Genomic DNA, 26,258 nt, shown 5'->3' with positions numbered 1-26,258 from the left:
AGTGAAAGCGAGAAAAGATTGCCCCGATACAGGTTTTTTTGATTCAATGGCGCCATGAAATTGATGGGACATCGCGGGGCTCGGGACCGGGCGCCAGAAAACACTTTGCGTTCTTTTGAGTTTGCTTTGCAATCCGGCGTCGCGGCCGTGGAATTCGATATCCATGAATCCAAGGACGGCGTTTGGGTGGTTCATCACGACGACACTTTGGATCGCACTACCACCAGCACGGGCCGTTTGGATGCCTGCACCTGGGCGGACCTGTCAAAGGTTCGCACAAAAGAGGGCGACCCGCTGCCGCGGTTGGAGCAGGTTCTGGAGCTTTTTCAAAACGCTCCAGTCCAGTTGCAGATCGAGGTGAAGTCCCCGGGGAATTTTAAAGCTTTGGCGGAACTGCTGAGCAAGAATTTTTTGTCTGAAAAACTGACCGTCATTTCTTTCAACCATCGCTGGCTGCGTGAATTTCGGGATCATTCTTCGATCCGGACAACCTGTCTGCTCTTTGGTTTGCCACTGAATCCCGTGGAAATTATGAAAAGCGCCGGGGCGCAGGGGATTTCCTTAAGCGTGAATTGGATTGATCAGCAACTGGTTTCTGAATGCCATGCGGCGGGATTTACGGTCACGGCCTGGAATGCCAATGACGAAGCGACCTTCCGGAAAATGAAGCGTATCGGCGTGGATTGCCTGGGCACAGACGTTCCATTTACCGCTGCGTCGTGGGCCTGAGAGTAGAGCTTTCCTTCAATTAGAACCTGTGCTCTAGTGATTCCCATACATTTTGTGGGGGTCCCATGACCAAAAAAAAGACGGCCAAATCCAAATCACCGCGCACGCAGGCCATTCACGGTGAGTTCCTTTCCAAATCCTGGGAGTTTTCTCATCATTTGATTCCACCGATGACAGCTTCAACGACGTTCCGTCTGGAGTCGTTGCAACGGGGGGCAGAAGGCTTTAGCACTTTCGGCGCGCAAAAGGGCGAGGAAAAACCGATTTGGATCTATGACCGTCTCGAAGAGCCGACCACCAAAATGCTGGAAGACCAACTGGCTCTTCTGGAAAAAGGCGAGTGCGCGGTTACCTTCGGAAGTGGTATGGGGGCGATTGCCTCCACGCTGATGTCACTTCTTTCTTCCGGTCAAAAGGTCATTGCCCATAAAACTTTGTACGGATGCACTTACAGTCTTTTGACGAACTGGTTGCCGCGACTGAATATTTCCACGCATTTGATGGACGTGAATGACTTCAAAAGTCTTGAGCAGCAACTGGCGGACCCTGCCGCGCGTGTGGTGTACTTTGAATCTGTATCCAATCCTATTTTGGAAATCGCTGATCTGGAAAAGATCACGTCCCTGGTGAAAGCGGCCAATAAAAAACGTGGCAAGGACAATCAGATTTACACAGTGGTGGACAACACATTCGCGACACCATGGGCCCTGCGTCCGGTGGAATGGAACGTGGACTTTGTGATTCAGAGTCTGACCAAAAATATCTCCGGCTTCGGTACCGAGATGGGCGGGGCGGTGATTGCCCCGAGAGCGCATGAAAGCATCCTGCGCGTGGCCCGCAAAGATTTTGGTGCGATCATCCATCCGTATTCAGCCTGGCACATTCTGGTGTACGGTATTTCCACCCAAGCCATCCGTTTTGAACAGCAGCAGGCTTCAGCAACAGCAGTGGCAAAATTCCTGGAAGCTCATCCGAAAGTGGCCAGCGTCACTTATCCGGGTCTGAAAAGTCATGCGCAATACAAGCTGGCCAAAAAATATCTGAAATCCCCGGAAGGTCAGTTTGCTCCGGGTACAATGATTTCGTTCCAGCTTAAAGGTGACATGAAAAAGTGTCAGAAGTTTGTCGATGATATCGCCAAGAATTCATACTCGATCACGTTGGCGGTCAGCTTGGGTCTGACAAAAACCCTGATCGAGGTTCCGGGCTTTATGACCCACTCGGCGATTCCGGATGACAAGCGCGGCGACAGCGGTATTGATCCGCGTGCGATCCGCCTTAGTATCGGTCTTGAAAACGTGAATGACATTATTGAGGACCTCAGCGAGGCCCTGAAAAAAATCTAGAATTCGCGGGGCGGACGCTGGGATGCGTCCTTCACATCCAGAATGTAGCTGGTGGCCGTGTCAGAGATCTGGTAACTCATCTCTGGCAGACCGTCGTCAACATGGCAAAGACCGATTTCAAACTCCGATTCAAATTCGCAGTAAATGGTTTTGACTTGTTCAAACGGAGTGACCGGATCAAGTTCAGTGACGTCAGACAGGGCATCGCGTGTCTGCTGGATTTCTTTTTCAGTGGACAGGCTTAAGTTCTGGCTGACCTTGGTGTCATTCAAATCCAGATAAACGGAAGTCAGAACATACGGGCAGGCGCCACGCTGGCCGGCTGTTGGAACTTTCACCGCATAACTGCCGTCTTCCTGGCGCTGGGCTTTTATGACCAGGGTGCGGTCGTGTCCTGCGGGGCTCATACGGTCTTCAGCAAATTTACAAACAGAAGCATCCAGTTTTTTATTAAAGGTGAAAGCCGGGGAATAAAAAGCCATCGCCGAGATCTGGGTAGAGACCGGCGCTTTTCCCTGAATCAGGTGGCCTTCGGCACTGGGTTGCAGGCGGGTTTCCGCAAAGGATGTGGAAGCCAAAAGCAGGGTGATCAGAGCAGGGAAAACAACGAGCAGTTTCATGGTTCATCCTTTGGAAGAGGCTTAAATATTCATCCATGACAGGGAAATGCCAAGCCCATGCCACCAGCTGAGCCCTTTCAGTTGGAATTAGAGCCCGGCTCAGGGATTTTTTGCCCCAGGAGTGTGTCAATTTGTTGATCACGGCGGCCTTTGCGGGCAGTGTGAAAAAATAAGGTGAAGGAATGATCCCACAGCGCAAACGTAAAACCAAAGATCCTTGCCCCGAATGTTTCTTGCATCGGGATTTGTGTCTTTGCAGTTTGATACCGCGTTTGCAATCCCGCACCCGTTTGTGTCTGGTGATTCACGCCAAAGAACTGAAACGCACCACCAACACCGGTCGTCTGGCGATCAAGTCTTTGATCAACAGTGAAATGCGGGTGCGCGGGGACAGCCAAGAGCCTTTGAGCCTTGCTGATGTGCTGGTGCCGCAGTACCGCACGGTTTTGTTTTTCCCGTCGGAAGACGCCCGCGAACTGAATGCTGACTTCATGGCCGAAGACCCAAGGCCTTTGCAGTTGATTGTCCCCGATGGAAACTGGCGCCAGGCCAGTAAGGTCAACACTCGCCATCCTGAGATTGCCGGCATTCCGCGTGTGATGATCAGTGCGCCCAATAAGTCCCAGCACCACCTGCGGGCGGAAACGACCGAAGAAGGTATGGCGACTTTGCAGGCGATTGCGCAGGCCTTTTATGTGGCGGAAGGCCCCGAGGTCGGTGGGGCCTTGATGGATTTGTATCAGGAAAAATTAAAAAGAACCTTGATGGGACGGGGAGTTCTGCCGAAGCCGACTTAGACGTCGGCTTCCATGATCCAGGTGTCAGTGTCATTGAAGAGCTGCTCCAGAATTCCATCTTCCATCAGATGATCTCCTTTGAACAACTCAAACAAAGACAGTGAACGGCTGGTCAGCTCTTCATAGGACTTTAGCTTGCTGAAGTATTCTTCTTTGCTCATTTCCGGTGCGGTCAGAGGTTTGTGAACCTCTTTTTGCCCAAAGATCAAAGTGTCATAGCTGTAGCTGTTAAACACCAAAGCTTCCGTGGCGGTGAACTGGGAATTGGATCCGAAGTTTCCGGCACTCAGCGGAGGTCTTTGGTTAAACAGATCCACCACGGTCTGTGCGTTGCCGATATTGGTTTTTTCACGGCAGTGTTTCCAGAATGGTGTATCCAGTTTTTTGTTGAACTTGTAGTGCATGCCCACGAACCAGCGGAAGGTGTCCCAGGTCACGGCAATTTCATTGTTGATACCGTTGATGGAAATCTGATCTTCCAGGGACTTTGGCATCAGACGGCACAGAACATTGATGCTGTGAACGGCGGTCTGAATGGCCGTGGATTCCAAAGGCTCGATGAAGCCATAAGCATTCCCCAGAGAAAACACGTTTTTCACCCAGGCCTGCTTGTGTCGGCCGGAACGGAATTCAACCATTTTGTATTTTTCAAAGTGACCGAAGCGCGCGCGGGCTTCGGCCAGGGCTGTTTCTTCGTCACAGAATTTGGACGAGAATACATAACCATAGTGATCTTCCGTGCGCATTGGAATCTTCCAGCACCAGCCGTTATTCATGGTGATCACAGAAGTGTAACAATCAACCACGTCTTTGTTCGGCAAATCGAAGGTCAGTGCACGGTCGGTGATCAAAGTGTCGGTGAACGGCATGAACTCGGTCTTGAGGGTCTGGCCCAGCAGTTTGGAACGGAAGCCGGAACAGTCAATGTACAAGTCATAAGAAAGGCTGTGACCTTCTTTGGATTCCAGGGAAGCGACATTGCCCTGGGCGTCCAGTTTGGCTTCATGAACTTCGGCATCAACGATCTCGATGCCACGGCTTTTGACTTCTTTGTTAAGGAAGCGGATCAGGTTCTTGTTGTCGATGTGGTAAGAGAACGGGATGCTTGGCAGGAAGGACGTCAAAGAACCGTTTTTGTTGCGAATGACCGGGATCTTGTTGGCGTTCATCAGAACGGATGGCCAGTTGGAATTTTTGATATCGTTTTCGTAGTAGTAAGATTCGTACTGGTGACCGGCGAAGAAGCTGAAGTTGAATTTGTAATCACCCGGGCAGCCCCATTCAAAGTGAATACCAAACTTCAGGGTTGGTTCCACTTCGCGGAAAAACTCCACCGGATCGATCTCGAGTCCGCGGTGCAGGAAGGGTACAATCTCAGTGGTGGTGGATTCGCCCACGCCAATGACCGGGATCTTGCTGGATTCAATGACGGTGACTTCCACTTCCGGATGGTACTTTGCCAATGCCAGGGCCGCCAGATAGCCGGCGGTGCCTCCGCCCAAAATGCCGATGGTTTTGATGTCCGTTGGCGGACATTTGGGGAAATTCAGATAGGACAGGTCAAAAGCATTTTCGATGTGTTCGGAGAGTGTTTTCATAGGGCGCTAATCTGCCCGTGAATTCAGTCATTTGCAACTTCAGAGATGGACCGTTCCTGGGCCGGAAAAAACTACCGGAACTGTCTTAAATAAGAACAGTCATTCAGGACCTTCGCCTGTGATATTGCGATCTTGAAATACCGATAAGCCTCCCATGAAGAAAAGTTCCTGGTGGGGGTATCTCACTGTTGCCACGTTGTTGTTTGCTGCCTGTTTCTGGGCAGGAAAAAAAAGCCGGTCGGTTCTGCCACCTTTGCGCGCAGAACTGCCGCAGGGACGGGTGCAACCTAAGTCTTTAAAGCCAGGCCAAGCGGTGGCGGGGGGACCCTCTATCCCAGAACCCGTGAAGATGGCAACGCCAACGCAATGGCAACCCCGCGCCCTTGAAACCCTGAAGGGGGGCGCCCTGTTTAGCGCGCTCTTTGATAAGAAGGTCTTTCAGAAATTAAATCCGCAGGATCTGCAAAAGATCAGCGGCCTTTTCGCCAAACCTTATCCCCGGGTTGAAAAATACCATCGCGCGGTGATGGTTGAGCGTCTGGGTATTTTAAAAGCCCTGGGGCAGCAAGCGCCTCTTCGTCGGGCGCCCAGTTCGGTGATGGCTCCGGAGCTTCGCACTTTCTATCGTCAGGTTCTGGAAAATCCGGAAGAAAACTGGATCATCAAACGTCAGGTCTTTCGCAACCTGAAATCCTCCTTAAGTCCCTCGGAAAAACAGGCGTACTATCGTCGGCTGGATTCCCGCGTTGTGGGCTTGTCTGTTAAATCCGAAGCTGAAATCGTCGAGGAGGCCTTGCGTGAAAAGCGCTAAATGGCTTTCCTGGGGCTTGTGTTCATTTGCGATGGTGGCGGGCTTTGCTGGCGGCCGGTGGATGCCCGAGGTTTCGGAATTCAGTCTGGAGCAGGCTTCAGAATCTGTGAACAGTGTGAATGTGATTGAAAACCTTTCCTGTCCTTCAGAAGAAAAGTACCACGAGCTGGCGCGTAAAGTTTCGCTGGTCATTCCGGAAGGGACGGAAGCCTGTGATGATTCTTACCGTGCAAAGCTGGGAAAGATTCTTTTGCTGATGGATCAACTGCGTATCGAGGCTCCGCCGGATTGGCTGCCCGGTTTTCAGCACGATCTGGGGGACCTGCTGGGCTATGTCGCCAAGAATTCACGCAAGCTGAATCTGGATTTGAATCAGACCGGCTCCATTGCTTATAACATGTCTTCAGAGCAGTCCATCTATCTGGGCGGATACTTCTTTGGTTCTGAACCTTTGGAAGCCATCTCGACCCTGATTCATGAGGCAAGGCACTCAGTCCGTTATTCTCCCAAACATGTTCAGTGCCGCGGTGGGGATATTCCATTTTCCACGGGTGGGTGTGATGCTAAGTTTGACACCACCGAGCAGGATGCCGGGGCCTATTCTTACGAGGTTCTGCTGCAAGCGGGGCTGGCTCTTTACGGCAAAGGTTTGAGTCCGGCCGACAGGGAATACATGATGTCATCGGCTTTGACCGTGTTGGTCAGCCGCTTTAATGAGCTGCCTGCGGAGGTCTCGCAAAAGACCGATGTGCTGATGGCGCTGGGACGCCGAGGGCAGGTTTATGTGGTGGATGCGACAGCAAAAACATTCACTCCGGTAGAAACGAAATTGCGTTCCGCCGGCGAAAAAATTCTTCGTCTTGCATTTAATCCGCGCAACAGCGGTTTGATTCTTTTTTCAAACAAAGGGCATATATACAGTTGGTCCTTCCGGGAAGGTTTCAAGGACTACAACCCCGAACTGATTGGACCGGACCTGCCCGTGTGGGATGCCGCCCGAATCACCATCCCGGGGGAATTTAATCGTACCCGTCACACGTTTAAAACTGATGGCGGCGTCTATAAGGTTTCAAAACTTTTGCCCGGCAAAATGAAGTTTGAACTGGTGGACATGATTCCCGCCAAAGACATCGCCAAGTATCCGGCCTTTGAAAGCTATTTTCTGGCGCAATACGGGGACAGTGTTTTCCTGAGTACAGAAGGGGATGCGTGGCTTTTGGCTCATGATGCCTACCTTTCAGACTGGTTTAAAAAACCGGAAGGGCTGCAGGATTCCCGCGGCTGGCAGCAGGGAACCGGAGGAGTGCTTTACGAGGATCTGTTCCTGCTGACTCGCACAGGCGAATTGCGAGTGGCTAAGTCCTTCTATGAAGAGCTGGATGAATACAACTCGCGCACGACTTACACGACAGAAGCCGTGGACTTTAAAATCCCCGGCCGTTCAATCAAATACCTGCAAGGTCTCAAGATGCATGGGCAACTGAGTGATGAGGGGCATTTGTTCCTGCGCGCCTATGGACGGAAAGAACAAATTGAGCTTCAGGGGCCGGACATTGTCGATTTTAGCATCGTCCACAATCCGGTCTTAAAATCCCAGGTCGTTCCTAAGATAGGCCCAAAATAGGCCCACGCTCAGTTCTTGGGCAGGGCGGGTCTTGTCAGAATTCCTATATCTGAGCTGACGTCTGTTTTACGGGGCAAACAATTTGCTTAAATCCTGGAAAAACAGGTGAGGCCCATGAACAATTTGAAGTTGGCAGGACATTTCAAGTTTCCGGCGGTGTTGATCGCACTGCTGACGGTGCTGTCTTGGCCCGCCTTCGCCCAGTATTCCTGGGATCAAATCGATTATCGGGCAAATCTTTATGAACTGCGGGATTCAGAAATCCGCCGTGGTGACAACATCGACGAATCCAATCGTCAGTTGATGGAAGAAATCCGTAACTACAAGCCCTCCACCAACGGGCGCGCCGAAGGCGTGACCTATGAACAGGCCCTGAAAATCGTGCAAATGACCAATCAGAACGACGTCACCGGCAACCGATCTCATTCAAAGTATGATCCCAATGGCATCCGTGGATTCTGCTTTGGGCGCGCTTTGTATGCCCATTTGGAACTGCTTCGCCATGGTGTCGATGCTCAAGCCATTAAGAAAGTCTTTATAGTGGGTCCCATGAAAAATGGCGTGGACTGGCAGTTCCATGTGACCACCGTGGTTCGCGCCAAGGACAAAAACGGCTGGTATGCCGTGGATACCTTCACCGGACGGCCGATGCTATTGGAAGAATGGTTCTCGCGCTTTACCGGATATTCCACTGATAAAAAACTTCGCATGTATGTCACCCGACCGGCCAAAATCGGTCCGAGCTCGTGGGAATACAACACCAAGCCGGGGGGATTGTTTGATCCCTTCTATAACAGCTATTTCAAAGACATGTTCGAGATGTTCCGTAAAACGCGGGTCAGCTCATCTGAAAAGTTCGTTCAGCGCTGCTCTCAATTGTTCCTGTAATCATTAACTGAAATTAATACTGTCCATCGATTTGACACTGATCAATTCCTAGGAGTTTTCATAACTCTTTGATAGATTTCCCACCGGCGATTCACGCCGTTGTAAGGGGAGTCCCTGTGTTGAATTCTAAGCTGTTGCTGTCATCTTTGCTGCTTTTGTCCCTTGTTGCTTGTACGAAGAATGAAAAAACCAATAGTGTCGAAATGAACGGTCAAGAGACCTCCATTATCGGCGGCGAAAAAGCCGATGCCACGAATCCCGTGACGGCGTCCACCGTGTCTTTGATTTATAACTATCAGGGAATACCTTACTCTATCTGCACGGGCACATTGATTTCAAAGAATCTGGTTCTGACTGCGGCTCATTGTCTGGTGGATCTTCAGGGCGCAGAGATCTTTGTTCATATGGGTGAAGTTCTTCCGACGACGATTGATGAAACAAAGCTTTTGCGAGTGGCAGAATACGAAACCCATAAAGATTATCACCTGGTGTATGATGACAACGGTTTCCCGGTGACAGGACGTAACGACGTGGGTTTGATCAAGTTGTTGTTGGATGCTCCGGAAAACGCCGTTCCAGTTCCAGTTTTGGATGAGTCCGTGGAGCTGAAAGCGGGCGAGACTTTGTTGCTTGCCGGCTATGGATTGCTGAATGAAATTGATAATCCGACTCCAGCAACCGGTCTGAACTTTGTGCGTGTGCCGCTGGCTAAATTGTGGGAATCCATTCTGGTGACCGATCAGAACAATGCCAAAGGGGCATGTTCTGGTGATTCCGGTGGTCCGGCCTATCTGGAAACTTCCAAAGGACTTGTGGTTGTCGGGATCACCCGCGGACCGCACGATCTGGCGCCAGACTGCCGTCATTTCGGTGAATACACGAACGCCACTATGTTCAAGACTTTCATTCTTGAAGAAGCCGCGGCGATGGGTGCTGACGCCCCCGTCTTTACGACCGAGCGTCAGTAATCCGTCTTAAAGTTCAGTCTGCAGTGTTAAAAAGACGCTGCGGACTTCGCCCGGGTACAGATAGATGTGCCCGTATTGGGTAGGGGATTCCTTCCAGTACTTTTCATCCGTCAGATTTTCAACGGCCAATCGCACCACCGTTTTTTCATCTTTCTTCCCAAACTCATAAGAAGCGCCTGCATCCCAGCGAGTCCACGCGGACAGCATCAGGGAATTATCGGCCGTCACGGCACGTTCACCTTCATAGGAAACCCGGGAATTCACTGACAGGCCCTGAACTCCAGGGATCAGATAATTCACATGGGCACGCAAAGTGTGCTCGGGCAGATTCGTCGGGCGCCGGTCATTGATTGCAGGATTCAGCGTGCTGTCCAGACGGCGCGCTTTCAGCCACATCGCTGAAGCTGTCCATTGCAGTCGGCCGACTTCTCCGCCAAGTTCTGCCTCCACACCCTGATGGCGGCTGCTGCCGTCAATTTTATAGTCCGGTCGTTGATCTTCCACCTGCGGGCGTTCGATCTGGAAGGCCGCAAGGTTCCAAGTCACAGTTTCGCCGCCGCGGGCGCCGACTTCGATCTGCCTGCTGATCACATCCGGGACAAACTGTCCGGGGTTGGTATAGCCACTGCGGTTCGGGGTGACATAAGTTTCAACCCCTTCACCATAGCTGGCATAGGTCATCCATGCCGGGAATTGATAAGAAAGCGCCATCCACGGCAGCAAGAAATTTTCGCGGTAATCCGTGGCGCGCGAGGCGTCTGTGCGAACACTGCTGCGATGGACATCACTGAAACGAAGTCCCAGCCACGCTCCCCAGGAACCCCAATGAGCGGAATCAAAAGCAAAAATTTCGTTCACTTCAGAATCCCGGTTGGTGTTTTCATCAGTCAGGGCGGGGTCGGCCGGGAGTTTCGCGGTGCCTTGCACATTTCCGACACCCACCGGATTGTAAGCCTGCTTGGCATAGCGCTCTCGGGACACATGCCCCAGATAACCGACATTGATGTCGTGGGAAACCGGGCCGGTCACACCCTTCATCTGCAAGGATGTTTTTATGGCCTGAGTGCTGCGACGTTCATTTTCACTTCGGAAGTCATACATGTCAAAAGTGCCGTCAGAGCAATAGCGGTCATAGTTGTTTTCCGCCGAACAGCCAAACGGATAAGCCAGGCGGTCATCGGTGTGCAGTTCCTGCGCGCCCGCCGTTGTCTGCCAGATCAGGTTTTGACTGAAGCGGTGAGTGTATTTCAGGCTGCCGGTCAAGCCGGTGAAAACCACCGGTTGGGACCAGCTTTGATTGTTCAGGTTCAAACGGGGATCCGTCACCTGCGGCAGATCACTTCCCAGCAGACTGAAAGCCGCCTGGGTCGGCTGGGATTTTTTGGACCATTCGATGTCCGACTCAAGCAATTGAGTTTCTGAAAGACGCCAACTGTTGGCCAGGGCCAGAACATTTCGTTCGCCTTTGCTGTCTTCGACTGCGGGGCTCAGTTGTTCATGCGCCACATTCAGGCGATAACCGAACTGGTCATGGCCCCTGACAGGACCACCGGCATCTGCCGCAATCAGCCAGTTGCCATAGCTGCCGACTTCAGTTTCCAGCAGGAATTGCTGGCGCGGGGTCGGGCGTTTGATCACATAGTTGACCATGCCCCCCGGAGAGCTCGCGCCGGTTTGCAGGCCATTGAGACCTTTAAGCACTTCAAGGCGTTCTTTGTTTTCCAAAGGAATGGAGGTCTGGGCGTTGATGGGAAGTCCTTCACGCAGGAAGTTTGCGCGATTATCCAGGGTGAAACCGCGGATGGAAAGATAGTCCCAGTATCCCGAAGCGTTGTAGCTGTCCGTCACCGAGGCTTCAATCAAAGTAATCTCCGACAGGCGGTGAATGCGGTTTTCACGCAAAGTCCGGTCGCTGATCTGCGAGGTCGAAAGAGGCAGATTCTGCGCCGGAATTTCGGGAAAGCCAAAGGCCTCCAGCGGTTCCTGAACCTGATCATCCTGCACAGTGATGGTATTGATCTCTGTCGGGAGATTTTGTGCATAAACAGCCGGACTGGTCAGCAGAACTGTCATGGCGTTGAGGATTGATAAGTACTTTTTCATGGCCTTCCTTTGGCAGGTCGGCATGACAGAAAGGGGCTTATGGAAACAGAGCCGGATCTTTCTATTCTTGCTTCCCTGCGCGAGCATTATCTCTATCAGGTTCAAAGGGTTATTCTCAGTCGGTGAGTTCACCAACACCCCTAGCGTCAGGTCAGCGTTATGGGCGAAGTACCCGCTCAGGTCAAATTCTTTTTGGAAACAGCGGCGGGCAGGCGTTATTTTCATAAATTCCGTTTATTTCCACGAACCCGTGCTAAGCTTTATATATGAACATAAATCAAAGCCTGCTTCGCGAGTTCGTCATCAAGGGTCTGGCCTCATATAAAAAAGAACTGCGCGGGCCCTTTTTACAGGAATTCCGGCAGCAGTTTTCCCAACTGGCCTCCGAAGAAGTGGCCGAGGCTTTCATTGATGTCACCTTTCTTGGATCTGCCCTGATCTTTCTGCAGGGAGAGCAGTGGACGCTGAAAAAAGACCCCGCCTCCAGTTCTGAAAACTATCGCCACTTTGCCGAACAGACCTTTGCCTCCAATCTTCTGTCTTTGAATTATCTGCAGGACACTCTGCAACCTCTGAATGAAAAAGAACTGCGCCGAATGGCAGAGCTTTGTGAAGAGCTTGAGAAAATACTGTTGTCCCATGTGCAATCTCTGGGGCAGCAGCAGAAAAATCTTTTTGTGACCCGGGCCCTGCAACTGATGGAAAAGGTTTTTGCCCACGAGAACTCGCTGTGGCTGCAGGGAAATTCGCAGGCGCGGTCCCTGGCGCTGTCTTTGTACCGCACGTTTGATGGCCTGGATCAGATCTTTGGTTTGAATTATGATGCCGATCTGGGGATGAAGACGGACGTGAATGGCACCGAAAGACTTTATGAAGGTGCCGGCCTGGGGGTGCAGTCCTCCTATTCAACATTGCTGACGGCCTTGCGTGAAGTGCAGGCGTCGCAAGGCACACGCTTTATTGATCTGGGCTCAGGCTATGGGCGGGTGGGGCTGGTTGTCGGTGTGCTTCGGCCGGATATTGATTTTATCGGATACGAGTACGTCAAACACCGCGTGGATATCTCCAATGAATCCACCGCAAAGTTCGGCTTGCAAGGGCGCGTTCATTTTTTCACCCAGGATCTTTCCGAAAAAAACTTCCGCATCCCTGACGCCGACGTCTATTACATGTTTGATCCCTTCAGCAAGGACACTTACCAGCATGTTTTGAATCAACTGGTGGAAGTGTCGCGCCGTCAAAGAATTGTCGTGGTGACCAAAGGGAATGCGCGCCTGTGGCTGAAAGAGATCGCTGAACGCGAAGGGTGGCTGCCGGGTCAGGAATTTGACGGCGGCAATCTGTCCTTGTTCCGTTCGCGCGAATAATCACTTCACAAATTTGATCTGGAACTTTTGGCCTTTGATGCGGCCTTCACGCAGCTTTTGCATGGCGCCGTCTGCAACTTTGGCAGACACGGCTACAAAAGAAATCTTGTCCTGAATTTCGATCTTGCCGACATCTGCGGAAGTCAAACCGCCCGCCGTCCCGGTCAAAGCACCCAGGATATCCCCGGGACGCAGCTTGTCCTTGCGACCGCCAGAGATGGAAAGAGTCTTCATCGGCGCTTCTTTCAGGGTTTTATTCAAGCCGTACTGATTCTTAAAGCCCAACGAAGGACGTGCGAATTTGCCGCCGGTCAGGTCTTCAAACTGCGCCAGTTTCAAAGTGTCTTTGGGGTGGGCGATGGTGACCGCCACGCCGGTTTTACCTGCGCGCCCGGTGCGACCGATGCGGTGAACATAGATTTCCGGTGACAGGGGCAGGTCAAAGTTGATGACCAGTTCCAGACTGTCGATATCCAAACCGCGTGCGGCTACGTCGGTGGCCACCAGAATACGGTGGGAACCGTTACGGAACATCGCCATCACGCGGTCGCGTTCACGCTGTTCCATGTCTCCGTGCAGGCAGCCGCTGGCAGCCCCCAGATCATTCAGGCGCTCGGCGATTTCCGCCACGGCGTTTTTGGTGTTGCAGAAGATGATGGTGGAATCCGACGGATGCTGCTGCAGAATGCGCATCAGCACGTTGGTTTTGTCATCGTCCTCGCTGTCATAAACCAACTGTTCAATCAGGTTTTGTTCTTCGTCCTCGATGATCACCTGCTGTGCATGACGCTGGTATTTGCGTGAAAGATGCTCGATGGATTCAGGGAAGGTTGCGGAAAACAGCACGGTCTGGCGCGAACCTGGCAGATCGCGCATCACAGTTTTGATTTCATCGGCAAAACCCATGTCGAGCATTTTGTCGGCCTCATCCAGCACAACGGTTTTCACGGCCGAAAGATCAATGCGGCTGCGACCGACAAAGTCAGCCAGACGGCCCGGAGTGCCGACAACGATCTGCACGCCGTTTTCCAAAGCATCCGCCTGCTCACGGCCGGATTGGCCCCCGGTCATGGCCAGAACCTTCAGGCCCGGTAAACGACGGCCCAGTTTGCGGATTTCAGTGACCACCTGACTTGCCAGCTCGCGGGTCGGGCACAAAATCAGCGCCTGCAACTGAGGCAGGTCGATCTGGATCTTGTTCAGGATCGGAAGTGAGAAGGCCGCGGTTTTTCCGCTGCCGGTTTTGGCCTGGCCGATGATGTCTTTTCCTGCCAGAAGCAGCGGGATGCTTTCCTGCTGGATCGGTGTCAGTGTCTCAAAACCCAGTTCCTGAACAACAGCCAGCAGCTCCGGGGACAGGGGAAGTGATGAGAATTGATTTTGCGACACAAGACACCTCGGGAAAATGAAAAATATTTAGGTAGCAGGCGGGGCTTTTCTTGTCGAGTTCTGAATGAAAATACGAAAAAATGACCCGCTCCAGATTTAGGTACCCCCTATGGCGGTTTTGTGGCATCACTTCGCCATGGTTCAAATCGGTCAGATCAACAAGCTTAAAGTCGTCAAAAAAATGGAATACGGGGTCTTTCTGGATGGTGGAAGTGACGGGGAAATCCTGTTGCCCGCACGCTATCAGCCCGAGAACTGCGAAGTCGGTGCCGAACTGGAAGTGTTTGTCTGTTTTGACTCGGAAGACCGCCTTGTTGCCATGACAGAAATGCCGTTTGCGATGGTCGGGACTTTCGGTTTGCTGAAAGTGAAATCCATTGAGCGCGTGGGTGCTTTTTTGGACTGGGGATTGCCGAAGGATTTGTTCCTGCCATTCAGTGAACAAACCCGTGATTTGAAAATCGGTCAGAATGTTCTGGTCTATTTGTATCTGGATAAGACGGATCGCATTGCCTCGTCCATGCGTCTGGACCGTTTCATCGACAAAGAATCCGGCAATTACGAAGCCGGGCAAAGCGTGGATCTGTTGATCGCTGCGAAAACTGATCTGGGATACAAAGCCATCATCAATGGCCGTCACTGGGGCATGCTGTATGCGAATGAGGTGTTTCAACAGTTGGAATACGGTCAGCGTCTGAAGGGTTTTATCAAGCAGGTGCGTGATGACGGAAAAATCGATCTGCGTCTGAACGAGGCCGGCCACAAAGCCACCGCCGATATTGGTGAGCGCATCATGGAGCTGTTGAAGTCCAAAGGCGGCTTCCTGCCCATCACCGACAAAACAGATCCTGAGGCGATTTATGATTTGTTCGGAGTCAGCAAAAAGAAGTACAAAATCGCCCTGGGTGGGCTTTACAAAAAACGCCTGATTACGGTCCACGATGACGGCATCCGCCTGGTGGATGGCCGCTAAGGGGGCCGCCACGGGGCTTCCGGGCCCCCTGGGGGGTCTAGACCTCTTACAGGGTGGGGTTTTGCCGCTGAAACCCCATTTTGGGCTTTAAGTCTTTGATTTCACAATATTTTGTTTGTTTTTGCGCGCCGCTTTCATATCCCTGAGTGTTCGCAGGTTTCAGCGAAATAATGCTCATTTAGGTTATTCTCATTTTAATTGCTTCCCCTTTTCCGAGAAATTCGCTAGAAATTCCCTAGTAAGAATTTAGTCTCTGGAGAGTTTTCGGGCATAGGGCCCAAGACCTCTTAAGAGCTTCCCAAAAGCAAATCTTAGGAGGTTTATATGGGTAAAAAAATCTACGTTGGAAATCTTTCTTATTCTTTGGATGATCAGTCTTTGGCTGACACTTTCGCAGAATTCGGAAATGTTGAATCTGCACGCATCGTGATCGATCGTGAAACTGGTCGTTCTAAAGGTTTCGCTTTCGTTGAAATGTCTACTGACGACGAAGCTGCAACTGCAATCGCTAAATTGAACGGCGTTGAGTTGATGGGTCGTGCAATGAACGTATCTGAAGCTAAACCAATGGCTCCTCGTGAGAACCGTGGTGGCTTCGGTGGTGGTCGCGGCGGTGGCGGCGGCAACCGTGGTGGCGGTTTCGGCGGTGGTAACCGCGGTGGTCGTTTCTAATTTTAAGATTTTCATCTTAATGAAAAAGGCGGAAAGAAATTTCCGCCTTTTTTTATTTCTGAATCCTGTTTTTTCTGTCGACGCTTCAGACAGCTTACACTTTGTCTGAAATTCAAAGCTCCCGCAGCTCTTCTAAGTTCCCGATTTCAATCACCTCAGCAGTTTTGATTTATTGGCTCCGTCCTTGCTTTAATTTGCGCAGGAGGACGGTATGGTTCGTGTCTCATTTTTATTCTTGTTTGTGCTGGCTCTGACCGCCTGTGCGGGTGGTGGTGGCGGGGACAGCGCAGGGCCTGGCGCCGGTGGCAGCAACGAACAAGAGTCCAATGGCGAAAGCAGCGAGGCGGAATGTGATCCCATGACAGGGATGGCCTGCGAAGTCCTTATGGCGGTCAACCACGAGCGCACCAGCCGGGGACTGGACGCTTTGGTGGCCCTGCCAGCCTGTGTGGCCGAGGCTCAGGCCCACGCCGACGATATGGTTGCACGAAACTTTTTTGCCCACGACAGTCCTACGGAAACCACCACACAAAGATTTGCGCGCTTTGGCCTTTCCGGAAGTTACTGGGGTGAAAACATCGCGGCCGGTTATTCCACCGCAGCTCAGGTCATGGCAGGGTGGATGAGTTCCGCCGGTCATCGCAATAACATTCTAAGTTCCAACTTTCGCACCATGGGTGTGGGGATCGCTGCCAACTCACAGGGCATGCTCCACTGGGTTCAGTGTTTTTCTGGTAAGTCCGCGCTTTAATCTGGAGCCAAAAAATCTGGCACTCTTCTTGAAATAGTTTCCTTCTGACATGCACTCTGGTGGCAATCGGGCCCCAGTAAAATTCCGGGGGGAATTATGATGAGACACACTTTGCTGGCAGCTTCCTTCACCTTTATGTCTTTGGCCGCTTCGGCTGCCCAAACGGGATTTGTCGAAACTGCGGGTAATGCCTGCGAGTGGGCCCCGGGCCGTTATGAACTGAACGAAGCCGAAGGCCGTGTGCGCATCCCCAACGGACTTTATGTCAAGAAAGAGGAAACCAGCAAGATTGCCCGTGGCAGTTGCACCTTTGCACTGACCTTGAAGGCGGCAGCCGGAAAAAAGATTGTTGTGCGCGACAGTCAGCAATTGATCAGCCTGCGTGCGTATCCGCAGCAGACCCGCGTGAAAGCGGAAGTTGAAATCTTCAAAGCCGGCAGCCAGGGCGCCAAACAGACCCTTGAAATTGTTGCCGCTGAAAAAGCCGAAAAAACAACACAGTATGTGGGGCAGAAAGACGTGCTGCTTGAAACCGCCTGTGGTGGATCAGACATCCTGCGCGGAAACTTGTCAGCAACTATCATTGGTGAGGGCAAGGGACGCGCTTTTGCGAAAAACGTGACCCTCGACATTCAGGAGGTGGATTGCAATTAAGGATTGCACCACGGACGTGGTGTGATGATTTTTGTGATCTCGTTAGCTCGCATGTACAAGAACTCAGATCCCACGGCCAGGCGCGCACGCTCGCGGCGCTGGGATCTTGGGGACACCGTGCGAATCTGTCCATAGCCCAGACCATCAGTCAGGGCTGTTCCAGTCATTCCTTTTAAACTCCATTTCACGGTCCTGCCAGCAATCGGTGTTACGTCTGACTCTGTCAGGATTGTGGAAATGGTTCCTTCAGAATCACGACACAGCAGTCGAAAATGCAGCACCACAAAGACTTCCTGACGGCAGTTCTGCGAGCGGGAATAACCATAACCGGCGTCACAGGTGTTGAAAGCTCTTTCCGTGTAACCCAGCTCTTCCGGCGCACGATCCAGTCCCAGGAAAGTTTGTAAAGCAACGTAGTCAATGGTTGAAGGTGCGGTAACATCCGGCACGACGGCGCCAGTGGACGGGGATTCTTTCTTGGGTGTAGTGGAGCATCCGGCAAGTGCGGCGACAAGAACAGCCAAAATCCATTTCATAATTTTCCCCTCGAATAGATGTATAACTTAGCCTAGGTTAAATCTGGTAAATTACAAGGTATTCTATTTTGGAGATTCCTCAAATCCGCCTTAACTTAGTTTGATATTTTCGCGGGAGGAATTTTATGTTTAAAGCCCTTAGTAAAGCCCTGGTGCTGACCCTCGTGGGAGCAAGTTCGGTCTATGCACAGCAAGACCCTATAGCCATCATCATTCGTAATGCCAAGGGTGAACAGGTCGGGAATGCGACGCTGACTGATGTGACCAACGGGATGCGCATCCAGATGGAACTGCAGAATCTTCCCCCTGGGGAAAAAGCCTTTCATATTCACGAAAAGGGCCTGTGTACCGCTCCAGATTTCAAATCCGCCGGCGCCCACTTTAATCCGGATAAAAAGAAGCACGGCCACAAAAGCAAAGGCGGCCCGCATGCGGGGGACTTCAATAATATTGTCGTGAAAGAAGACGGGACGGCGTCCGTGGATGTTGTCAATCCGATGCTCACCGTCCGGGCGGGAAAAAACTCTGTGGTCTCCAAAGAGGGGACCGCGATCGTGATTCATGCGAAAGCGGATGATTATAAATCCCAGCCCGCAGGCGAAGCCGGAGACCGGATCGCCTGTGGAGAAATTAAAACTCCGCCGGATACAAAACCTGTGATCAAGTAATTACTTGGCGAAGGCGTAGATCAAACTGCCGCCTTTAAGCATGCCGATGACCTTGTCACGCAGGTGATTTGCCACGGCCGGGCAGCCCCAGCTGCGACCTTGAATAACACTGGATTCCTTCACATAGCTTGCTCCGTGGATCACCACGGCGCGGGCGCGTGCGTTGGAGTTCGTGCTGGAAAGGCCATCCAGCTTCAAAGACAAACCGTGTTTGCCGGTATAAGTTTCTGCCGCCAGATAATAGCCCAAAGAACTCGCGTTGGAACCGGATTTGTTGCTGAACTTGTCCGCGTAGCCGTCATGGTTGGCATCAGAGCCCTTACCGTGGGCGGTGTGGATGGCTGTCACTTCACCAGTGGACATATTAATAATAAAGAAACGGGCTTGAGTGGAACGTTTGCCGAAATCGATCAGGGACATGTATTTTTTGTTTTTGATATGCGGGACTGGTTTTTGTCGAAGTATACAACCGCTTCGGCCAGCGCTTTTGAGTTGATCAGTCTTTTCGGATCCAGATGATCATAGTTTTTCAGAATCGCTTCGCTTTCAAGCACAGTGGTGGTGTCTTCGTTTGATGCCGTTTCATTTTCTGCGGCAGTGGATTTGTCGACGGGTTCTGTTTCGGGAATTGTCTGCTCCATTTCGGTGTCGTCCGGAAGGACTTCGGCGGAGCTGTAGTCTTGGCCCGCACAAGCGGTCATGGAAAGGAAAGCGGCCAATACCAGGGACTTTTTAGAGATCAAATTCATCGTTCCTCCGTGAAAGATGCTGTGTGTTCTTCGACAGATGCTAGCTGACACGGGGTGTTCGTCGGAAAAATTGTTACCGAGACATAATTTTTAGGACCTTGTGCGTGGGCGAATCTGGAATGGATTCAGATTTTTCAATTCCTTCGTTCAGTGAACAAACGCCAGTGAGATTGCAAAGTCCTGCCGGGGCTTAAGATGCAGTAAGGGAGCGAGTTTGCGGTTTTCTTATTTTTTTGAAGGAGTACTATTGAAGTATGAACTCTGGATGAATGAAGTTAGAAATAACCGAAGCATCAAAGAGTCCAAAGAGGACCGTGAATAGGATCAATTGAATTGATCCCTCACTAAAAGGAGCTCAAACAATATAATTGTTTCTTGGATGAAAAAAATAGAGTGTGCTTTTGAGTGACTCTGATTCGATTCAAATAAGAACAATTCGTTTTTCTCCAGATCCTCTGTGCCCATGTGTTTTACACGTGGGCATTATTTTTTTTAAAGCCTGCCTTTACAATGAACTCCAGCATCACAAAGGAGTTCTTATGCATATCTGCGGTTGGTTTGAAATCCCGGTCAAAGACATGAGCCGTGCCATGAAGTTCTATGAGCAGTCTTTCGATGTTTCCTTTACTTTGAGCGAAATGGGCCCCGTCAAAATGGCGATGTTTCCCATGAAGGAAAAAGAGCCGGGTGCCACCGGGGCGCTGGTGCAGGGCTCTGACTACAAGCCGTCGCATGATGGCTGTTTGCTTTACTTCAGTGTGAACAGCATTGAAGACAGTCTTAAAAAGATCAAAGACAAAGGCGGGAAGACGCTGACGGATAAAAAGAGCATTGGCCAGTACGGTTTTATTGCCACTTTCGAGGACACGGAAGGCAATAAAGTGGCTTTGCACGCCAAAAACTAGCTTATTGAAAGCCAAGTAAGACTGGCTTTTATGACCCTTGCAAAGGGGGAGGGGCTTCAGGTAGAAGTCCCCTTATGAAAAAACTTTTGATTTCCGCTGTTGTTCTTTTTTCGTCCCTGCATGCCGGAGCTTCTGTCGCCAAACTTGTGTGCGTGCCGGGTTATGAACCGATGCGCGCTGACGCCGTGATTGAGGTCATCTTCAACCGCACTATTGATCCGCTAAAACCTGTTGTTGGTGCTTACAATCTTGGGGCGGCTTTGAAGTTTCACGACAAGATCACCGGCCAGACTTACACGCGTTCTGATGTTGTCCTTGTTCCAGCATCATCCATGGATGATGTGAATCTGCGCGGCGGGGCCGCGGGCATGGTGCACATCCGTATCAGCCCGGTTTTGAAAAACGGCGCCTTCATGGGGCGTTACACGGGTGATCTTTTCATCAACGATCTGGATTCCCGCCATTACTACAACCTGACCGGCACCTCTCAAGAGCCGGGAATTGTTTGCGAAGCCCGTTAAAAGGTCCTTGCAAGCGTCCTGTTCCGGGACTGTTCCATTCTGCCTCCATAGTCCTTTTCTATTCTTGAAAAGGACGAGGAGGTCCTTATGTTTAAAACTCTGCAAAAACAATTGATCGCGACCCTGATGTTGGTGACGGTGACTTCAGCGCACACAAGCTGGGCTCAGGAAAAGTCCCACGAAGCCCTGAAAGAGGCGTTCCGTGCCTGCCATGAAGAGCTTGGCATTGCCCAGCCCGAGCCGGGGCAAAGACCTCAGGCCCCCGATGATGAAACCCGCTCAAAAATTGATGCCTGTCTGCAAGAGAAAGGCTTTGAGGCTCCGCCTAAGTTTGGCCGCGGCGGTGGTCCGGGGAAGGGACGTCCTGAACGTTCTGCTTCCAGTGGTGTGCAATAGTCAGAATGAGACTGTGAAGGGATTCTTGGATTTTAGGCGGTTAAACTGAAGTCCAAGAGTCCACGTGAACTTTTTGGGAGGGCTTGTGAAAACACTGGATAGATGCTCACTGCAGGTGGGCCAGGAACTGGTGATCAGGGAATCTGAGAGAGGCGATGATCTGCATCGCGGGGATCGCTTAAGAGTGGTCGGATTTGAAATGTTGTCGGAAACGGTCAGCCGGAACTTTCGGATGGGAAGTTCCTTTTACTGGCAGGGGGAGGCGGTCTTCACACGCCTTTACGTGGCGGAGCTGAATGGTGACATCTTTCTGGTGTGGCCGGAGGAAACCTCCAACGGCCACTTCGATGTCCAGTTTCTGCGTTAGTTGCCGCAGACTTCGTCCAGGGTGACCTGGTATTTTTCCGGATTAAAGACACGGCCCAATTTGCCTTTGATGCCGCCCGAACCGCGGCGTTCAATTTCACAGTCCTCCACTTTCGCGAACTGCTCTGAAATCATGATACGGTGAAGGCTGATACGCAAAGTGTTCAGGGCCGTCTGGGCTTTGATTTTGTTGGTCACGGAATTGGTCAGGCCGTTAGAAGCCTCCAGTACGTGCAGCAAGTCTGTCATGCCCAGTTTATAGCGCAGAACTTCAGCGTCATAGACTTTCACCAGATTTGCGTGCGCCAAGGCCGCGGCATTGTACTGTTTCTGCGCTTCCATCAGGGAACCCAAAGTCACTTCAATCAGGTTCGCCTGTTCCAACTGCAGTTCTTTTTTGCGCAGTTTCAGTTGTTCGATATTCAGGTTGCTGATTTTCAAATTTGGGAAATATGCAAAGCCAAAATTCACAGAGCCAGAGTGTTCAAGGCTTCCCATGGCGCCGTTCATGCGGGAGGCGCCCAGGGAATGTCCACCGAGGAAGCTGAAAGCTTTGCTCCACTTGTTGTATTGAGCAGAAGTGATCATGGCTGCCATCTGACGGCTTTCCGGGGAGTTTTCGTGCACCTGGGTCAGCAATGATTGCGGGGACCAGTTTTCAACCGGTGAAACCGCAACCGCGGCGTCCTCGAAAACGATTTCGGTCGTCAAAGACAGGCCCAGCAATTCACGAATAGCGGCTTTTTCCTGAAGTACCAATTCGTCCACCTGGGACAACTGAACCAGCGCCATCTGTGTTTGTGCCTGGGCTTGCAGGTATTCCTCTTCGCGGATCATGCCCAACTGAGCAGGCAGGCGCAGTTGTTCCTCGATCGCTTTCAGATTTTCGTATTGCAGGGCCAGGATACCACGCAGTTCGATATCACCCAGGATCGTCATGTAGATGGAGTACGCAGAAGAATACCCATTCAACTGGGCGATGTAGTGGGACATGCCCTGCGCCTTAAGCAAGTAGGTGTTTTCTTTCAGATCCATCCAGTTGGACGGCATCAGGAACGGCAACAGGAAGGAAACTGTGTTCAGCGCAAAGGAAGGTCCACTGGAAATAGCGCCACCCAGATTCACGGAAGGCAGCAGGTTGCCACGGGCCACATTCACGCGCTCTTTGGCCTGATGAACGTTGTTCAGGGAAATCGCAATACCCACATTGCGGTCAAGGAACATGCGGCGAAGAGTGTCGGGATTGATTCTTACTGTCGCGCTGTTTTGAGGCGTCGTTTTTGGCGCGGCAAAGGCCGTTGAAGTCGTGACAAAGACGGCAAGCAGGAGTGCTGCAAATACTTTCATGAATCCCTCCGAAATAAACCCTGAAAGATGTATTTGGACGGCTAATCCTTGTCAAACGGAGTGTTATTCGGGCTCCGAAATACGGTGCTGGATCATCTTGATATGGTTTTCTTGAGAAATTTTAATGCTGCGCTTCTTGTGTTACCATGTAAAAAATTAAAGAAGCCGATTTCTAGGAGTTGTACGTTGGAAGATCAGAAGTCGTTTCAGTATAGTTTCAACCAGAAAAACAAAATGCTGGTGGTGAGTTTCTCGGGCGAGATCAACACCCCGGTGTTGCCGGCCCTGGAGGCCTGCCGTCAGGAACTTCTCGCCAAGCGCGAGGTCAGTTGTGTGGTGCTGTATTTTCAGGATGTGGATTCCATCAGTGCCGACGCCATACCGTGGCTGGCTCAGGTGCAAAGGGAGATCCGTCTGAAGCCGGCGGAAATCCGCCTGTGTTCTCTGCGCGAAAATCTGCGCGAACGACTGGTGCGTATGGGAGTCATCCGGGGGTTGGAAGTTGCAGATGACTTAAAGTCCGCTCTTTTGTCCTTCAGCCGCGTGGGTTGATGTGCTAAGTTGGCGGCATGAACAACTACAGTTTTAAAAAATACCAACCTCTAAGTCTGCGCGTCTGGCACTGGCTGAATGCCCTGGCAATTTTGGGACTGCTGGGAACAGCTTTTTTGCGTAAAACCTTTTTAAGCTGGCGCACCAATTCCGCGCTGATCGAAAACAAACTTCAGGAAGCCGGAACCACGATCACTCCAGAGCTGGCCAAGGATATTGCAGTCAGTATTCGGACTCCCATGTGGGACTGGCACTATGTGCTGGGCTTCACGTTAGGGGGCTTGCTGCTGGTGCGGGTTCTGGTGGGGATCTTTGCCGTTAAAAAATGCCCGGCCACGCATGCGGCTCAAAGCGCCTGGAATCTGCCAAAGGTTCCCGCAGGACAGAAAGCCAATGCCGTTCATTATACACTCGTTAAAACCGGTTATGCGCTGTTTTATCTGGTCACGGTCTTTATGGTGGCTTCCGGTCTTTTGCTCTATTTCAAAACCGAGCTGGGGATCAGTAAAGAAGCCCTGAATCCCGTCAAAGAAATTCACGAACTGATGATGTGGTTCTTTGTCGCATTTGTTGTTGGGCATATTGTGGGAATTGTTGTCGCGGAAAATCGCCACGATCAAGGGTTGGTTTCGGACATGATTCACGGAGGCCGCAAGGAATAGTGCGGGCCTTTAAGGTGCGGGTTGCAAACACTTAAGATTTCGCGGCCGCACCGCGATTGCCTTGTTGTTCAGTGCCTGATCTGATCGGTGCATGAGCACTAAAAACTTTGTCGATGTCCTGAAAGATCACTACAAAGAAAAACGCGCCAATGACCGTCATTTTTCCCAGAGGGCCTATGCCCGCTATATCGGGATTGATGACTCCCGCCTGTCCAAAATTCTGCTCGGCAAGCGACCGATCCATCCTGAACTGGTGGAAGCCATCGGGCGCAAGATTCATCTGAGTGATCAGGCCATTGAAAATTTCAAAAAAGCAGAATTGAAGAAATACCGGCGTCACACCCGCCGAGCGAAAAACAACGTCGTCAGGCTGCAGAAGATTCCTTTGGAGACCTTTAAAATCATCTCCGATCCCCGGCACTATCACATACTGGAACTGCTGAAGCTGAAAAGCTTTCAGCCGGACGTTCAGTGGGTGGCTCTGGTGATGGGGATATCCTCTGATCAGGCACAGGAATGTGTGGACCGACTGCAGGCGGTGGGATTGTTGCGTATCGAAAGTGATGGCACGTGGGTCGACACTTCCGAGGGATTCACGACGGACATCTTAAGTGATGTGGCTGCGACAGAAGCCCATCGCCGTTTTCAGAAAGCGGTGCTGCTTCGTTCTGTGCAGGCGCTGCAGGATCTGTCGCTGGGGCACCGGGATCAGTCCTCCATTGTGGTGGCCACGGATTCCCGCAAACTGCACGAGGCCAAACAGATGATCAAGGCGTTTCGGCGCAAGCTGGGGCTTTTTCTTTCTGAAAGCGAAACCAAAGATCAGGTGTTTCAGCTCAGTTTGTCGTTGTATCCACTGAACAAGGAGGAGTAGTGAAGGCACTGATGATGCTTGTCATTTCTTTGACGCTGTTAAGTGGTTCTGCTCAGGCCTATCGCGAAAGCAATGGTGGCAAGGGTGTGCTGACGGACCGGGGAGTGGTGCTGCTGGATCTTTTTGAAGCGGGCGTTGAGCTGCCTTTCTTTGGCGGATCTTATTCTGAAAAAACCTACTGGGACCTGCGCGTAAATCTTCCCAGCGACTTTCCGGTGGGGCTGATCGCGCAGAAAATGGCGGACATCGCGCGGTTTTCTCCGGAGCTGCATTTGCTGCTGATGATGTCTTTGAATGATTTACGCTGGGAGTTCACCCGCAGTGAACTTGAACTGACGACGGATTTGGAAAAGCTTCCTGCGGTGGATCCCGCAAAACTGGTTCAATTGGCCGTGCGAAAAAAGAATCAGATTTTCATTCATCGCCCTTTGTGGAATATCCTGTCGCTCGATCAGCAGGCGGCGCTGACAGTGCATGAAATGCTTTATCATCACTTTGATGCGCGGTCGGTGAGCAGGGTCAGTTTGCCAGTGCGAGAGTTTGTCGGGGTGTTGTTTTCGGATCGTTCCTACAGCCAACTGATACAGGATCGTGAGTTCCGGCATCAGTGGCGTAAGATTTTGTTATTTACAGATTGAAAGTTCACTGACGATTTTTTTGGTCCACTTGTGTTTTTGTTTGCGGCCTTGGGGTCTTAGAACCTCCCAGTGGGAGGAACGACTGAGCAATTCGCCTTTGGCAGCAAACTGCATATCCAGCAAATGCAAGCCGCATTTCAGAGAGCTTTCCGGCTTTTCGCCGTCACCGTTTTTGCAGCCGATTTCGGGGCCGTGTCCATGTCGTCCTTCGCTTTCATAAGAGGCTTCTTTACCACGATGAAGCTGTAAGATGCCCACGGCGGTTCCGTTGGGACCCTTGGCCGTGTGCGGGCCGGCTCCGCAGGTGCTTTCCCCCAGGACCATGACATTCATAATGGCGACAAAGACCACCTTCTTTTCTTCCGGTCCCAACTGGGGATAGGCCGGGCAAAGACTGACAAGATCCGGTGTGCCGTCAAAGAGGTTCGGATACTCGCGCTCATTCAGGATGTTCAGAATATGCCGGCCCCAGGGTCCGTAGCCTGTATTGGTGACCATGCTGCTGCAGACTTCTGCGACCTTGCGGTCCTTCTGTTTGTTGTAGTTGTATTTGTAAATGTCTTTATAGGATTGATCACCACCCACCGCCGAACGAAGGGCGCGGATCTGATCCACGGACTTGTCGCCACGGTCTTCGCAACCCAGGCAAATGCCCCGGGCTCCGTCAGAGCGGTGCACTTTGCGGGTTTCCGCAAATGTCGGCAGTCCCAGCGCAAATATGATTAGTGCCGTTAAGAATTGTCTCATAATGTCT

The 26,258-nt window shown here is 51.5% G+C and carries 30 protein-coding genes and 1 riboswitch; of the genes, 21 read left to right on the top strand and 9 right to left on the bottom strand.

Annotation, left to right across the window (positions count from 1 at the left end; all coding sequences use genetic code 11):
• Positions 1-54 precede the first annotated feature (54 nt).
• Together B9G79_RS11840 and B9G79_RS11835 are read left to right on the top strand one after the other, a co-directional pair.
• Positions 55-729 (top strand): glycerophosphodiester phosphodiesterase, encoded by a 675-nt coding sequence (locus B9G79_RS11840; RefSeq protein WP_088565686.1) that lies wholly within the window; start codon positions 55-57, stop codon positions 727-729.
• Between the two features lie 65 nt (positions 730-794).
• A complete protein-coding gene (locus B9G79_RS11835; protein WP_088565685.1) occupies positions 795-2,075 on the top strand; it encodes a trans-sulfuration enzyme family protein in 1,281 nt (426 codons plus the stop codon).
• On the opposite strand, the gene B9G79_RS11830 is transcribed toward B9G79_RS11835, so the two are convergent.
• Positions 2,072-2,695 carry a hypothetical protein gene (locus tag B9G79_RS11830; protein ID WP_088565684.1) on the bottom strand — a complete coding sequence of 208 codons (624 nt, stop codon included), beginning with the start codon at positions 2,693-2,695 and terminating at the stop codon, positions 2,072-2,074. The two genes, B9G79_RS11835 and B9G79_RS11830, sit on opposite strands and share 4 nt — an antisense overlap.
• Before the next feature lie 182 nt (positions 2,696-2,877).
• Here B9G79_RS11830 and B9G79_RS11825 point away from each other — a divergent pair, with 182 nt between their 5' ends.
• A complete protein-coding gene (locus tag B9G79_RS11825) occupies positions 2,878-3,492 on the top strand; it encodes a tRNA-uridine aminocarboxypropyltransferase (protein WP_088565683.1) in 615 nt (204 codons plus the stop codon).
• Here B9G79_RS11825 and B9G79_RS11820 read toward each other — a convergent pair.
• On the bottom strand, positions 3,489-5,090 hold the full coding sequence (locus B9G79_RS11820) for a tryptophan halogenase family protein (RefSeq protein WP_088565682.1): 1,602 nt from the start codon (positions 5,088-5,090) through the stop codon (positions 3,489-3,491). The genes B9G79_RS11825 and B9G79_RS11820 overlap by 4 nt on opposite strands.
• Before the next feature lie 154 nt (positions 5,091-5,244).
• On the opposite strand from B9G79_RS11820, the gene B9G79_RS11815 reads away from it, so the two are divergent.
• From B9G79_RS11815 to B9G79_RS11800, 4 genes are all read left to right on the top strand, one after another.
• The gene (locus B9G79_RS11815; RefSeq protein ID WP_088565681.1) at positions 5,245-5,901 is read left to right on the top strand and encodes a hypothetical protein; all 657 of its coding nucleotides are present in this window, start codon (positions 5,245-5,247) and stop codon (positions 5,899-5,901) included.
• On the top strand, positions 5,888-7,525 hold the full coding sequence (locus tag B9G79_RS11810) for a hypothetical protein (protein ID WP_088565680.1): 1,638 nt from the start codon (positions 5,888-5,890) through the stop codon (positions 7,523-7,525). The genes B9G79_RS11815 and B9G79_RS11810 overlap by 14 nt, the downstream gene beginning before the upstream one ends.
• A gap of 114 nt (positions 7,526-7,639) precedes the next feature.
• Positions 7,640-8,413 (top strand): hypothetical protein, encoded by a 774-nt coding sequence (locus tag B9G79_RS11805; RefSeq protein ID WP_088565679.1) that lies wholly within the window; start codon positions 7,640-7,642, stop codon positions 8,411-8,413.
• Positions 8,414-8,529: 116 nt separating this feature from the next.
• Entirely contained in the window at positions 8,530-9,381 is an 852-nt protein-coding gene (locus B9G79_RS11800; RefSeq protein ID WP_088565678.1) for a S1 family peptidase, read from the top strand.
• Positions 9,382-9,387: 6 nt separating this feature from the next.
• On the opposite strand, the gene B9G79_RS11795 is transcribed toward B9G79_RS11800, so the two are convergent.
• Positions 9,388-11,484: a TonB-dependent siderophore receptor gene (locus B9G79_RS11795; RefSeq protein ID WP_088565677.1), complete on the bottom strand. Its 2,097-nt coding sequence runs from the start codon at positions 11,482-11,484 to the stop codon at positions 9,388-9,390.
• 55 nt (positions 11,485-11,539) lie between these two features.
• A riboswitch (TPP riboswitch) is annotated at positions 11,540-11,636 on the bottom strand.
• A 114-nt stretch (positions 11,637-11,750) separates the two neighbouring features.
• Between B9G79_RS11795 and B9G79_RS11790 the strand changes: the two genes are divergently transcribed.
• Positions 11,751-12,851: a class I SAM-dependent methyltransferase gene (locus B9G79_RS11790; protein ID WP_088565676.1), complete on the top strand. Its 1,101-nt coding sequence runs from the start codon at positions 11,751-11,753 to the stop codon at positions 12,849-12,851.
• Here the strand turns inward: B9G79_RS11790 and dbpA are convergent, their stop codons facing one another.
• Positions 12,852-14,240, bottom strand: a complete 1,389-nt coding sequence (gene dbpA, locus B9G79_RS11785; protein WP_088565675.1) for an ATP-dependent RNA helicase DbpA — start codon at positions 14,238-14,240, stop codon at positions 12,852-12,854.
• Between the two features lie 136 nt (positions 14,241-14,376).
• On the opposite strand from dbpA, the gene B9G79_RS11780 reads away from it, so the two are divergent.
• The 4 genes from B9G79_RS11780 to B9G79_RS11765 all read left to right on the top strand — a co-directional run bounded on the left by B9G79_RS11780 (position 14,377) and on the right by B9G79_RS11765 (position 17,290).
• The gene (locus tag B9G79_RS11780; RefSeq protein ID WP_088566872.1) at positions 14,377-15,213 is read left to right on the top strand and encodes a CvfB family protein; all 837 of its coding nucleotides are present in this window, start codon (positions 14,377-14,379) and stop codon (positions 15,211-15,213) included.
• Positions 15,214-15,537: 324 nt separating this feature from the next.
• Positions 15,538-15,885: an RNA recognition motif domain-containing protein gene (locus B9G79_RS11775; RefSeq protein ID WP_088565674.1), complete on the top strand. Its 348-nt coding sequence runs from the start codon at positions 15,538-15,540 to the stop codon at positions 15,883-15,885.
• 211 nt (positions 15,886-16,096) lie between these two features.
• Positions 16,097-16,636, top strand: coding sequence for a CAP domain-containing protein (locus B9G79_RS11770; RefSeq protein ID WP_088565673.1), 540 nt, complete (start codon positions 16,097-16,099; stop codon positions 16,634-16,636).
• Positions 16,637-16,732: 96 nt separating this feature from the next.
• Entirely contained in the window at positions 16,733-17,290 is a 558-nt protein-coding gene (locus B9G79_RS11765) for a hypothetical protein (protein WP_088565672.1), read from the top strand.
• Here B9G79_RS11765 and B9G79_RS11760 read toward each other — a convergent pair.
• On the bottom strand, positions 17,287-17,826 hold the full coding sequence (locus B9G79_RS11760) for a hypothetical protein (protein ID WP_088565671.1): 540 nt from the start codon (positions 17,824-17,826) through the stop codon (positions 17,287-17,289). The genes B9G79_RS11765 and B9G79_RS11760 overlap by 4 nt on opposite strands.
• A gap of 125 nt (positions 17,827-17,951) precedes the next feature.
• Between B9G79_RS11760 and B9G79_RS11755 the strand changes: the two genes are divergently transcribed.
• Positions 17,952-18,494 (top strand): superoxide dismutase family protein, encoded by a 543-nt coding sequence (locus B9G79_RS11755; protein ID WP_088565670.1) that lies wholly within the window; start codon positions 17,952-17,954, stop codon positions 18,492-18,494.
• Here the strand turns inward: B9G79_RS11755 and B9G79_RS18380 are convergent, their stop codons facing one another.
• A complete protein-coding gene (locus tag B9G79_RS18380) occupies positions 18,495-18,914 on the bottom strand; it encodes a murein L,D-transpeptidase catalytic domain family protein (protein WP_232468616.1) in 420 nt (139 codons plus the stop codon).
• Positions 18,905-19,243: a hypothetical protein gene (locus tag B9G79_RS18375; protein ID WP_232468615.1), complete on the bottom strand. Its 339-nt coding sequence runs from the start codon at positions 19,241-19,243 to the stop codon at positions 18,905-18,907. Before B9G79_RS18375 ends, B9G79_RS18380 begins: the two co-directional genes overlap by 10 nt.
• 539 nt (positions 19,244-19,782) lie before the next feature.
• Between B9G79_RS18375 and B9G79_RS11745 the strand changes: the two genes are divergently transcribed.
• The 4 genes from B9G79_RS11745 to B9G79_RS11730 all read left to right on the top strand — a co-directional run bounded on the left by B9G79_RS11745 (position 19,783) and on the right by B9G79_RS11730 (position 21,432).
• On the top strand, positions 19,783-20,148 hold the full coding sequence (locus B9G79_RS11745) for a VOC family protein (protein ID WP_088565669.1): 366 nt from the start codon (positions 19,783-19,785) through the stop codon (positions 20,146-20,148).
• Between the two features lie 74 nt (positions 20,149-20,222).
• Positions 20,223-20,669, top strand: a complete 447-nt coding sequence (locus tag B9G79_RS11740; RefSeq protein ID WP_088565668.1) for a hypothetical protein — start codon at positions 20,223-20,225, stop codon at positions 20,667-20,669.
• A gap of 87 nt (positions 20,670-20,756) precedes the next feature.
• Positions 20,757-21,065: a hypothetical protein gene (locus tag B9G79_RS11735; protein ID WP_088565667.1), complete on the top strand. Its 309-nt coding sequence runs from the start codon at positions 20,757-20,759 to the stop codon at positions 21,063-21,065.
• A gap of 85 nt (positions 21,066-21,150) precedes the next feature.
• Positions 21,151-21,432 (top strand): hypothetical protein, encoded by a 282-nt coding sequence (locus B9G79_RS11730; protein ID WP_157678776.1) that lies wholly within the window; start codon positions 21,151-21,153, stop codon positions 21,430-21,432.
• Here B9G79_RS11730 and B9G79_RS11725 read toward each other — a convergent pair.
• Positions 21,429-22,778, bottom strand: a complete 1,350-nt coding sequence (locus tag B9G79_RS11725; protein WP_088565665.1) for a TolC family protein — start codon at positions 22,776-22,778, stop codon at positions 21,429-21,431. The two genes, B9G79_RS11730 and B9G79_RS11725, sit on opposite strands and share 4 nt — an antisense overlap.
• Before the next feature lie 186 nt (positions 22,779-22,964).
• On the opposite strand from B9G79_RS11725, the gene B9G79_RS11720 reads away from it, so the two are divergent.
• The 4 genes from B9G79_RS11720 to B9G79_RS11705 all read left to right on the top strand — a co-directional run bounded on the left by B9G79_RS11720 (position 22,965) and on the right by B9G79_RS11705 (position 25,504).
• A complete protein-coding gene (locus B9G79_RS11720; RefSeq protein ID WP_232468614.1) occupies positions 22,965-23,330 on the top strand; it encodes an STAS domain-containing protein in 366 nt (121 codons plus the stop codon).
• 17 nt (positions 23,331-23,347) lie between these two features.
• Complete coding sequence (locus B9G79_RS11715; RefSeq protein ID WP_088565664.1) at positions 23,348-23,992, top strand: cytochrome b/b6 domain-containing protein; 645 nt, start codon at positions 23,348-23,350, stop codon at positions 23,990-23,992.
• A gap of 91 nt (positions 23,993-24,083) precedes the next feature.
• Positions 24,084-24,866, top strand: coding sequence for a TIGR02147 family protein (locus tag B9G79_RS11710; RefSeq protein ID WP_088565663.1), 783 nt, complete (start codon positions 24,084-24,086; stop codon positions 24,864-24,866).
• Positions 24,866-25,504: a hypothetical protein gene (locus B9G79_RS11705; protein WP_088565662.1), complete on the top strand. Its 639-nt coding sequence runs from the start codon at positions 24,866-24,868 to the stop codon at positions 25,502-25,504. The genes B9G79_RS11710 and B9G79_RS11705 overlap by 1 nt, the downstream gene beginning before the upstream one ends.
• On the opposite strand, the gene B9G79_RS11700 is transcribed toward B9G79_RS11705, so the two are convergent.
• A complete protein-coding gene (locus tag B9G79_RS11700) occupies positions 25,490-26,251 on the bottom strand; it encodes a hypothetical protein (RefSeq protein WP_232468613.1) in 762 nt (253 codons plus the stop codon). The two genes, B9G79_RS11705 and B9G79_RS11700, sit on opposite strands and share 15 nt — an antisense overlap.
• Between the last annotated feature and the right edge of the window lie 7 nt (positions 26,252-26,258).

The sequence above is a fragment of the Bdellovibrio bacteriovorus genome, assembly GCF_002208115.1.
Lineage (GTDB): Bacteria > Bdellovibrionota > Bdellovibrionia > Bdellovibrionales > Bdellovibrionaceae > Bdellovibrio > Bdellovibrio bacteriovorus_C.
Note: the sequence above shows the minus strand (reverse complement) of the source record. Positions and strands in the feature narration are given on the sequence as shown.

What these genes read in the sequence shown, in the direction of transcription:
- B9G79_RS11840 (WP_088565686.1), top strand. Translation starts at nt 55, where the DNA reads ATGAAATTGATGGGACATCGCGGGGCTCGGGACCGGGCGCCAGAAAAC.
- B9G79_RS11835 (WP_088565685.1), top strand. Translation starts at nt 795, where the DNA reads ATGACCAAAAAAAAGACGGCCAAATCCAAATCACCGCGCACGCAGGCC.
- B9G79_RS11830 (WP_088565684.1), bottom strand. Translation starts at nt 2,695, where the DNA reads ATGAAACTGCTCGTTGTTTTCCCTGCTCTGATCACCCTGCTTTTGGCT.
- B9G79_RS11825 (WP_088565683.1), top strand. Translation starts at nt 2,878, where the DNA reads ATGATCCCACAGCGCAAACGTAAAACCAAAGATCCTTGCCCCGAATGT.
- B9G79_RS11820 (WP_088565682.1), bottom strand. Translation starts at nt 5,090, where the DNA reads ATGAAAACACTCTCCGAACACATCGAAAATGCTTTTGACCTGTCCTAT.
- B9G79_RS11815 (WP_088565681.1), top strand. Translation starts at nt 5,245, where the DNA reads ATGAAGAAAAGTTCCTGGTGGGGGTATCTCACTGTTGCCACGTTGTTG.
- B9G79_RS11805 (WP_088565679.1), top strand. Translation starts at nt 7,640, where the DNA reads ATGAACAATTTGAAGTTGGCAGGACATTTCAAGTTTCCGGCGGTGTTG.
- B9G79_RS11795 (WP_088565677.1), bottom strand. Translation starts at nt 11,484, where the DNA reads ATGAAAAAGTACTTATCAATCCTCAACGCCATGACAGTTCTGCTGACC.
- B9G79_RS11790 (WP_088565676.1), top strand. Translation starts at nt 11,751, where the DNA reads ATGAACATAAATCAAAGCCTGCTTCGCGAGTTCGTCATCAAGGGTCTG.
- B9G79_RS11780 (WP_088566872.1), top strand. Translation starts at nt 14,377, where the DNA reads ATGGTTCAAATCGGTCAGATCAACAAGCTTAAAGTCGTCAAAAAAATG.
- B9G79_RS11775 (WP_088565674.1), top strand. Translation starts at nt 15,538, where the DNA reads ATGGGTAAAAAAATCTACGTTGGAAATCTTTCTTATTCTTTGGATGAT.
- B9G79_RS11770 (WP_088565673.1), top strand. Translation starts at nt 16,097, where the DNA reads ATGGTTCGTGTCTCATTTTTATTCTTGTTTGTGCTGGCTCTGACCGCC.
- B9G79_RS11765 (WP_088565672.1), top strand. Translation starts at nt 16,733, where the DNA reads ATGATGAGACACACTTTGCTGGCAGCTTCCTTCACCTTTATGTCTTTG.
- B9G79_RS11760 (WP_088565671.1), bottom strand. Translation starts at nt 17,826, where the DNA reads ATGAAATGGATTTTGGCTGTTCTTGTCGCCGCACTTGCCGGATGCTCC.
- B9G79_RS11755 (WP_088565670.1), top strand. Translation starts at nt 17,952, where the DNA reads ATGTTTAAAGCCCTTAGTAAAGCCCTGGTGCTGACCCTCGTGGGAGCA.
- B9G79_RS18380 (WP_232468616.1), bottom strand. Translation starts at nt 18,914, where the DNA reads ATGTCCCTGATCGATTTCGGCAAACGTTCCACTCAAGCCCGTTTCTTT.
- B9G79_RS18375 (WP_232468615.1), bottom strand. Translation starts at nt 19,243, where the DNA reads ATGAATTTGATCTCTAAAAAGTCCCTGGTATTGGCCGCTTTCCTTTCC.
- B9G79_RS11745 (WP_088565669.1), top strand. Translation starts at nt 19,783, where the DNA reads ATGCATATCTGCGGTTGGTTTGAAATCCCGGTCAAAGACATGAGCCGT.
- B9G79_RS11740 (WP_088565668.1), top strand. Translation starts at nt 20,223, where the DNA reads ATGAAAAAACTTTTGATTTCCGCTGTTGTTCTTTTTTCGTCCCTGCAT.
- B9G79_RS11735 (WP_088565667.1), top strand. Translation starts at nt 20,757, where the DNA reads ATGTTTAAAACTCTGCAAAAACAATTGATCGCGACCCTGATGTTGGTG.
- B9G79_RS11725 (WP_088565665.1), bottom strand. Translation starts at nt 22,778, where the DNA reads ATGAAAGTATTTGCAGCACTCCTGCTTGCCGTCTTTGTCACGACTTCA.
- B9G79_RS11715 (WP_088565664.1), top strand. Translation starts at nt 23,348, where the DNA reads ATGAACAACTACAGTTTTAAAAAATACCAACCTCTAAGTCTGCGCGTC.
- B9G79_RS11710 (WP_088565663.1), top strand. Translation starts at nt 24,084, where the DNA reads ATGAGCACTAAAAACTTTGTCGATGTCCTGAAAGATCACTACAAAGAA.
- B9G79_RS11700 (WP_232468613.1), bottom strand. Translation starts at nt 26,251, where the DNA reads ATGAGACAATTCTTAACGGCACTAATCATATTTGCGCTGGGACTGCCG.